Origin of the sequence: Bacteroides sp. RTP31139st1_H2_RTP31139_211217 (genome assembly GCF_040227615.1) — a bacterium.
GTDB lineage: Bacteria > Bacteroidota > Bacteroidia > Bacteroidales > Bacteroidaceae > Bacteroides > Bacteroides uniformis.
Genome location: NZ_JBCNZM010000001.1, coordinates 38,614 through 47,152, shown reverse-complemented (window position 1 = coordinate 47,152; position 8,539 = coordinate 38,614). Strand labels below are relative to the sequence as shown.

Genomic DNA, 8,539 nt, shown 5'->3' with positions numbered 1-8,539 from the left:
GTGAATTCAGACGGATGTTTAACCTTCTTCGTCCAAGACAGGTCAGAGATGTGAATCAAGCCGTCAACACCTTCTTCGATTTCAACGAATACGCCGAAGTTAGTGAAGTTGCGAACTTTTGCAGTGTGCTTGCTGCCGATAGGATACTTCTCTTCGATAGTTTCCCAAGGATCAGACTTCAGCTGCTTGATACCCAAAGACATCTTACGCTCTTCGCGGTCCAAAGTCAGGACTACTGCCTCAACTTCGTCACCTACCTTCATGAAGTCTTGTGCAGAACGCAAGTGCTGTGACCAAGACATTTCAGATACGTGAATCAGACCTTCAACACCCGGAGCGATTTCGATGAATGCACCGTAGTCAGCCATAACTACAACTTTACCCTTCACGTGGTCGCCAACCTTCAGGTTAGCATCCAGTGCATCCCAAGGATGCGGAGTGAGTTGCTTCAAGCCGAGAGCGATACGCTTCTTCTCATCATCGAAGTCAAGGATAACGACGTTGAGTTTCTGGTCGAGTTCAACCACTTCTTTCGGATCGCTAACACGGCCCCAAGAAAGGTCTGTAATGTGAATCAAACCATCTACGCCACCCAAGTCGATAAATACACCATAGGAAGTGATATTCTTAACGGTACCTTCGAGAACTTGTCCTTTTTCGAGTTTACCGATGATTTCCTTCTTCTGTTGTTCCAGTTCGGCTTCGATAAGAGCCTTGTGGGAAACAACCACATTCTTGAATTCCTGGTTGATCTTAACAACCTTGAATTCCATAGTTTTGCCAACGAATACATCGTAGTCGCGGATAGGCTTCACGTCGATTTGAGAACCCGGCAAGAAAGCTTCGATGCCGAATACGTCTACAATCATACCACCCTTTGTGCGGCACTTGATGTAACCCTTGATAATTTCTTCGTTTTCCAAAGCTGCGTTTACGCGATCCCAAGAACGGGTAGCACGAGCTTTACGGTGAGACAGAACGAGCTGTCCTTTCTTGTCTTCCTGATTTTCGATGTATACCTCAACAGTATCACCAACCTTCAGTTCAGGATTGTAACGGAATTCACTCATCGGAATGATACCGTCTGATTTGTAACCGATGTTCACAACTACTTCACGCTTGTTCATTGCGATTACGGTTCCATCAACTACCTCGCGGTCGTTAACCTTGTTCAACGTATTGTCATACGCCTTTTCCAGTTCTTCGTGGCTTGCACTGGCTACTGATTCGCCGTTCTCATAAGCATCCCAGTTGAAGTCTTCAATAGGAACTACATTCTTTAAATTTTCCATTAATAAATAAATTGTTTAACTCGTTAATTAAGTGAGACTTTATGTTGACTCATTATAAATCGGGCGCAAAGATAGAAGTATTTTCTTGAACTACAAAACAAAAAGCATTCAAAACAGCAGTGGAATAATCAATTAAAGAATAAAAAAAATGTTACCTTTGCATCGTTTCATTTATACATAATCTCAATAATTTATCATGAAAAAGATAATCGCATGCATTTCCATCATTTGCTATACATTATTATGTTATAGCCAAAATCAGACAACGGACAACAACTACCGTACGCAAAAGAACATTTCCTATCTTCATCCCGGCGAAAAAGACAGTTATAAGCTGGAGCGTTGCAAGCTCGACCTCCATTATCCTACTGATAAAAAAGGATTTGCCACCCTTATCTGGTTCCACGGCGGAGGACTGGAAGCCGGAGAAAAACATTTTCCGAAGGAGTTCCTGGAGCAAGGCTACGCCGTGATAGCCGTAAACTACCGACTCAGCCCGCGTGCCCAAAATCCTGCCTACACGGAAGATGCCGCAGAGGCCGTTGCTTGGACTTTCGAGAATATAGAAGAATTCGGAGGAGACAAAGACAAAATATACATAGCCGGTCATTCAGCCGGTGGTTATCTCTGTCTGATGCTCAATCTGGACAAGAGTTACCTGGCAAAGTGGAATATTGATGCCAACAGCCTGGCAGGCGCTTTCCCCATCAGCGGACAGACCACCACTCATTATACCATCCGCAAAGAACGCGGGCTGCCTTCCGACACTCCGATTATAGATAAATATGCTCCTTCCAATAACGTAAGAAAAGACGCTTCACCCATGATACTTATCACTGGCGACAAAGAGTTGGAGATGCTGGCACGCTATGAGGAAAACGCCCATTTATATGCCCTCCTCAAAGCACTGGGACAAAAAACCACCCTCTATCAGATGGAGGGATTTGACCACGGTACGGTGGCCGCTCCCGCATGTACCTTGATAAACAGCTATATGAAGAAGGCAGGCAAGAAGTAACCACTACCCTTGCCTTTCTTTTACGTATGCCAATGCCGCTCCTATTGCTGTTCTATATTCAGCATAGGGCGGTATATGAAAATGTACATGATAGATGGCTTCCATTTTAGAAAACACCTCCCGGCACTGGGGCAGTTGGGTGAGATTCCCTATCAGAACGAAATCCTTGATAGGACTGTTCAAAGCTGACAGTACAGCAGCTCCTCCAATGGTTTGAAGTACCGTATAAATTATACCGCAGGCAATATCTTCTTGAGAAGCATTGCTATCTGCTTTCCCGAAAAGAGAGGCGGTAGCACTCACTGGCAAGTCAGGCAAAGCAGTGTTGCAAATATCACCTATCTGCAAGTTGACACGAGTTACATCCCCTTTCTCAGCCAACTCGGACACCTGATGAATATCATGAGTTTTCAACAGCAACCTCGATAATCCCTGCAAGGTACCTCCACCAATCCCCAAGCCGCCAATATGCTGCACCTTGTCTCCGTCTATTTTCACAAAAGAAGTGCCGGTACCCATGCTGACTACAATCAGTTGGTCTATATCCGTTGCATGTCTAGCTCCCAAACCATTGGCAATAAACTCATCCGTTTTGCGAGTAGGCAGTCCATATAGAGGGCTGTTGACAAATGCGCTTCCCACTCCCGTCAGCATCACCTGCTCCACATCGGCCAGCTGTATACCATTGTCATAAATATACTTACCGAATGCTCCGAATAAGGAAGTCACCGGGTCGGTAGCCGTAATAAACATTGGAGACTGTATCTGTTCTCCATTGATTCCAACGATTTTCGTGGTACTTCCACCCACATCTATTCCTATTACTATACCCATAGCTCCAAGTAATTTGCAGCAAAGTTACAAAAGAATCAATAATTGACAATTGATTAATGTGATAATGTGCCAATATGCTAATTGGCTGCGCTATGTTTATGCTACGCCATCACGTCCTGGTCATTGACACATTGGCACATTAATCACATTACCACATTGCTATCTGTTAAACAGTTCGAAGGTAAATTTGCAACCTATTTCCTGATACTTCCAGTTTGCAAAGCTGGCAAACAAGCCAAAGTCAAATATATGTGTACCAATGCCATACCCTACTTCCAGATAAGGTTTCAAGTGAGGAACCACCAATGCATTCAGATACAGACGTTCATTCAATACATATTGGGTATATTTCATCAGATGGCGGAGCAGGAGGAAAGGCGCTTCATAGGTAAGGTGTCCGCGGATATATTTACGGGAAGAGTTATACCAGCGGCCGTCCAGCAACTGGAACACCCCGCCAATATCATCACTCCAACCCATAGGAAGATTGGAACGCCGCAAATTGGCAAAGTCCACAAAGTACAGTTCCTTCTGATTGGTAAACTCTCCCCAACCAAAACGCCAATAAATATCACGCATCAAGCCCAAAGAAACCTGATGCTGCAAATCAATCTCTACACGCTCGTACGAACCACTGCTCTGCAACACTCCACTGAGTCCCCGCTCCCAATCTACTGAGATGGAAGGATACTTGGAATGAAGATTTACTTTACGGTCGCCATTCATATAATAGTATTGTCCCGGAGTCCAGGTGAGGCAGACGCGGGGAGCAAAACTATTATAGGTATGGCGGAACTTGTTCAGGATATTCGGGTCAAAATTCGGAAAGAAGGATGAACCTCCGGAACCGGCACGGGTGGCCGACTTGGTAGGCGGCATGCTCGGGTAGTTCAGTTCAAACCGGGAGCGGTTCACTTCCGTACGTCTGTGCATGGATACACCCACTTCCAGCGACAGACCGTTTACTATTTCCCAGCTATGACGCAGATTCAGATACAAATCCTTGAAATAATCCAAGTGTATCTGGTTGAAGTCAAAAATACTGTCGGGGATGGCTTTCAGGTCGTCCAGCACATCACTGCTGTAAATCCGGTTACCGTTACCAAACTCCAGATGCAATGCTGCACGCTTACGGGGCCAATAATCAAAATCGGACCTCACCCTCCAGTAAAACTCTTTTTCCTTAAAATTATAACCTATCCGGGGAACGATGCGCAGCAGGCGATCACCGGTAAAAATACGGTTGTACTTGAACTCCTGCCGATACGAAATTCCATGCTTGCCGCTATAGCTCAAAAGAAAAGGATTGATTAGTGGTGAACAGCGCACACTCCCCAATTTATCAAGGTCTACCGTATAGCGACTGATCAATGCATCTCCAATCTGCCCCCAAAACTCCAAGTTCTTATTCACCGGTTTCTTTTTCCGGGCGAGCGTATCCCGACGCAAGAAGAAATCCTGATACAGTGTCTCCTCATGCGGAGTCAAAGGAATGGGACGCAAAGTTTTAAAGTAAGCAGTATCACGTAGATAAGCATTCGTATCAGTACGCAACGTGTATGAATCGGACAAGTCATATTTACTTTTCTTCACCGACCTCCGTATATCACTGCCAGAAGTTTTCTGAATGATGTTCTTATAATCGAGTACAGCTTCATAAGTGCCATCTACCACATTTCCCAAAAAACGAAACGTTGCATCCACATCATACTGCAACGGAAGAAATTCGTCCGAATCGCCCACATTACCCATCTTCACCAGATTATTGAACCGCACCATCTCATTACGTCCGGAAAAACGCATCTCGCGTACACTCCACACGTTATCACTCACAATCAGATAACCGCCCACCAGCTGAAAGCTTTTGCTTTTTGGCATAAAACGGATTTTATACTGAAGGGCATGCCGTTCCCCCATCACCGTATCAATCCGATAGGTATAATATTTTTTGGCATTGGGTGCTAAAGGAGAGAGTAGTTTGTCATATAATAAGGTAGAAGAATAGATGTTGATGTGAAAATATTCCGGCAGCCGTCCGTCCATTTCCCAAAACTCGGAAGCAGTACCGACACTTGCCTTTACCTTCTGGTCATAGATGTCGGGAGCAGTAAAATGCAAATCGCTATAAGTTTCCATCATATATTCCCGCACCCCTTTCTTGGGCCGGAACATGGAAGGGATGTAGCGGAGAATATGATTCTTCTTACGGATATTCACCCAGCCCTTTATGTAAAGCTCAGCCTTGTAACTTTCAATAATACGTTCATAAAGGGGGGCAAAGAAGATGACTTTCTCCATGATGGAGTCTGCCGAACTCACATGTTTGTCAACCGGATAAGATACACGCTCCGCCCCTGCCTTCTGTACAAAAGAAAACAAGAAGCAAATCCAAATCCATATAAACAACAAACGTTTCAACCGCAATTTCTCCTTATAGAATCGGGACAAATATACGGAAGAATTTGTGTAATGCAAAAACATGTTCCATAAAGAAGCAGGAATGACACTTGTGACACCCTTTATTATAAAACATATGTTACGCGCGAGAGACAATAATACACAAGCACACATAGTTTGTGCGAGATAAATACGAACCTATATTAATTGTTATAAAAAGGGTGCCACAAGTGTCATGTACAGAATGATTCGTAATTGTGACACATGAAAATTACTAATCACGACGCACTAAGATTACTAATCGTGATGCGGAAAGATTACTAATCATGGCATGTAACAAACGCAAGCTTTTGGTCGTTTTTCCATAACAAGCAGACTTTTTTAGGGGGTCTATTCTCAAAAAACACTAATATTTTCGAGAATACCCCCTAAAAAAGAGGGGGTAGTTCAGAAAAAACATGTATTTTTGCGCCCAACAACCAATAAAAGGAGAGACTTATATGTCAAAAATGCGATTTTTTGCTTTGCAAGAACTTGCCAATCGGCAACCTCTTGAAGTGACCACCCCTTCAAACAAACTGTCCGACTACTACGGCAGCCATGTCTTCGACCGTAAGAAAATGCAGGAATACCTGCCTCGTGAAGCCTACAAAGCCGTGACCGACGCCATCGAAAAAGGCACTCCCATCAACCGCGAAATGGCAGACCTGATTGCCAACGGCATGAAAAGTTGGGCAAAGTCCCTCAACGTCACCCACTACACGCACTGGTTCCAGCCTCTGACGGACGGAACAGCCGAGAAACATGACGGCTTCATCGAATTCGGAGAAGGAACGGAAGTGATTGAACGTTTTTCCGGCAAACTGCTCATCCAGCAGGAACCGGATGCATCCTCTTTCCCCAACGGGGGTATCAGAAACACATTCGAAGCACGAGGATATACTGCTTGGGATGTTTCCTCACCTGCCTTTGTGGTAGATACCACACTTTGCATCCCCACTATCTTCATCTCTTATACCGGCGAAGCGCTCGACTACAAGACTCCATTGCTCAAAGCCTTGGCAGCCGTAGACAAAGCAGCGACAGACGTATGCCAGTTGTTCGACAAGAATATCACACGCGTTTATACCAATTTAGGCTGGGAACAAGAATATTTCCTCGTCGACTCGGCACTGTACAATGCCCGCCCGGACCTTTGTCTGACCGGACGTACCCTGATGGGACACTCCTCGGCCAAAGACCAGCAGCTGGAGGACCACTATTTCGGCTCCATCCCCCCACGTGTCACAGCTTTTATGAAAGAACTGGAAATCGAATGTCACAAACTGGGTATCCCGGTCAAGACCCGCCATAACGAAGTAGCTCCCAACCAGTTTGAGCTGGCGCCTATCTTTGAGAATGCCAACCTTGCCAACGACCACAACCAGCTTGTGATGGATCTGATGAAACGCATCGCACGCAAGCATCACTTCGCCGTACTGCTTCACGAAAAACCCTACAACGGCGTGAACGGCTCCGGCAAGCACAACAACTGGTCGCTTTGCACCGATACGGGTATCAATTTGTTTGCACCGGGCAAGAATCCGAAAGGAAACATGCTGTTCCTTACCTTCCTGGTAAACGTACTGATGATGGTATACAAAAACCAGAACTTGCTGCGCGCCTCCATCATGAGTGCCGGAAACAGCCACCGTCTGGGAGCCAATGAAGCACCTCCCGCCATTCTGTCCATCTTCCTGGGCAAACAGCTGTCTTCCATCCTCGACGAGATAGCTCGCCAGATAAGCAGCAGCAAGATGACATCGGAAGAAAAGACAACACTGAAATTAGGCATCGGACGTATTCCCGAAATATTACTGGATACCACCGACCGTAACCGTACTTCTCCATTCGCCTTTACCGGCAACCGCTTTGAGTTCCGTGCCGCAGGTTCGTCCGCCAACTGTGCCGCCGCCATGATTGCCATCAATGCAGCTATGGCAAACCAGTTGAACGAATTCAAAGTCTCCATCGACAAACTGATGGAAGAAGGAGTCGGCAAGGATGAAGCCATCTTCCGCATTATGAAAGAGACCATCATCGCCTCCGAGCCTATCCGCTTTGAGGGTGACGGCTACTCCGAACAATGGAAGCAGGAAGCCGCCCGCCGTGGGCTGACCAACATCTGCCACGTTCCCGAAGCCCTGATGCACTACATGGATAACCAGTCCCGTTCCGTACTCATCGGCGAACGTATCTTCAACGAAACGGAGCTTGCCTGCCGCCTGGAAGTAGAACTGGAGAAATACACCATGAAGGTACAGATAGAAAGCCGTGTGCTGGGCGACCTTGCCATCAACCACATCGTACCGACTGCCGTTATCTACCAAAACCGTCTGCTGGAAAATCTCCGTGGCCTGCGCGAGACCTTCTCTCCCGAAGAATACGAAGTCCTCAGTGCCGACCGGAAAGAGCTTGTACGCGAAATTTCCAAGCGCGTAACAGCCATCAAGGTACAAGTACGCGAAATGACCGAAGCCCGCAAAGTAGCCAACCACATGGATAACTACAAAGACAAGGCTTTCGCTTACGAAGAAACCGTACGCCCTTATCTGGAAAGTATCCGTGACCACATCGACCACCTTGAGATGGAAATTGATGATGAAATCTGGCCGCTTCCGAAATATAGGGAGCTGCTGTTTACAAAATAATGTGGCAATATGCCAATGTGCTAATGACCTGCGGCGTGAGAACACAACATAAGCATAGCGCAGCCAATTAGCACATTGGCATATTGCCACATTAGCACATTGACATACATCTTTTTGTCACATTTGTGCAATATTTAATTTTTTCTTTTTACATTTGTGCTGTATAACACAGTTTTGCAGCAGTTATGGTAAAAGTAAACTTGTCTGATATTAATGTTCCGGAGTTGATTGCAGATATATGGTCTCCCTTGAATGACGAACAACGGGAATTGCGCGCCAACCAATTCTCACTCCAGAACTACACAAAA

At 45.7% G+C, this 8,539-nt stretch carries 5 protein-coding genes and 1 pseudogene; 3 read left to right on the top strand and 3 right to left on the bottom strand.

Annotated features, from left to right (window positions below; all coding sequences use genetic code 11):
• On the bottom strand, window positions 1-1,292 hold a 1,292-nt coding region (gene rpsA / locus ABUA47_RS00185), incomplete at its 3' end, for a 30S ribosomal protein S1 (protein ID WP_349831366.1).
• Between the two features lie 196 nt (window positions 1,293-1,488).
• On the opposite strand from rpsA, the gene ABUA47_RS00180 reads away from it, so the two are divergent.
• Window positions 1,489-2,310, top strand: a complete 822-nt coding sequence (locus tag ABUA47_RS00180; RefSeq protein ID WP_005832910.1) for an alpha/beta hydrolase — start codon at window positions 1,489-1,491, stop codon at window positions 2,308-2,310.
• Window positions 2,311-2,313: 3 nt separating this feature from the next.
• On the opposite strand, the gene coaW is transcribed toward ABUA47_RS00180, so the two are convergent.
• Window positions 2,314-3,144 carry a type II pantothenate kinase gene (gene coaW / locus ABUA47_RS00175; protein ID WP_008665214.1) on the bottom strand — a complete coding sequence of 277 codons (831 nt, stop codon included), beginning with the start codon at window positions 3,142-3,144 and terminating at the stop codon, window positions 2,314-2,316.
• A gap of 159 nt (window positions 3,145-3,303) precedes the next feature.
• Window positions 3,304-5,625 carry a DUF5686 family protein gene (locus tag ABUA47_RS00170; protein WP_035449027.1) on the bottom strand — a complete coding sequence of 774 codons (2,322 nt, stop codon included), beginning with the start codon at window positions 5,623-5,625 and terminating at the stop codon, window positions 3,304-3,306.
• A gap of 416 nt (window positions 5,626-6,041) precedes the next feature.
• Between ABUA47_RS00170 and ABUA47_RS00165 the strand changes: the two genes are divergently transcribed.
• Together ABUA47_RS00165 and ABUA47_RS00160 are read left to right on the top strand one after the other, a co-directional pair.
• Window positions 6,042-8,231, top strand: a complete 2,190-nt coding sequence (locus ABUA47_RS00165; protein WP_005832915.1) for a glutamine synthetase III — start codon at window positions 6,042-6,044, stop codon at window positions 8,229-8,231.
• Window positions 8,232-8,416: 185 nt separating this feature from the next.
• A pseudogene (locus ABUA47_RS00160) lies at window positions 8,417-8,539 on the top strand (Crp/Fnr family transcriptional regulator); the annotation flags it as partial.

Coding starts and splice junctions, on each gene's coding strand:
- coaW (WP_008665214.1), bottom strand. CDS start 3,144: ATGGGTATAGTAATAGGAATAGATGTGGGTGGAAGTACCACGAAAATC.
- ABUA47_RS00165 (WP_005832915.1), top strand. CDS start 6,042: ATGTCAAAAATGCGATTTTTTGCTTTGCAAGAACTTGCCAATCGGCAA.
- ABUA47_RS00170 (WP_035449027.1), bottom strand. CDS start 5,625: ATGTTTTTGCATTACACAAATTCTTCCGTATATTTGTCCCGATTCTAT.
- ABUA47_RS00180 (WP_005832910.1), top strand. CDS start 1,489: ATGAAAAAGATAATCGCATGCATTTCCATCATTTGCTATACATTATTA.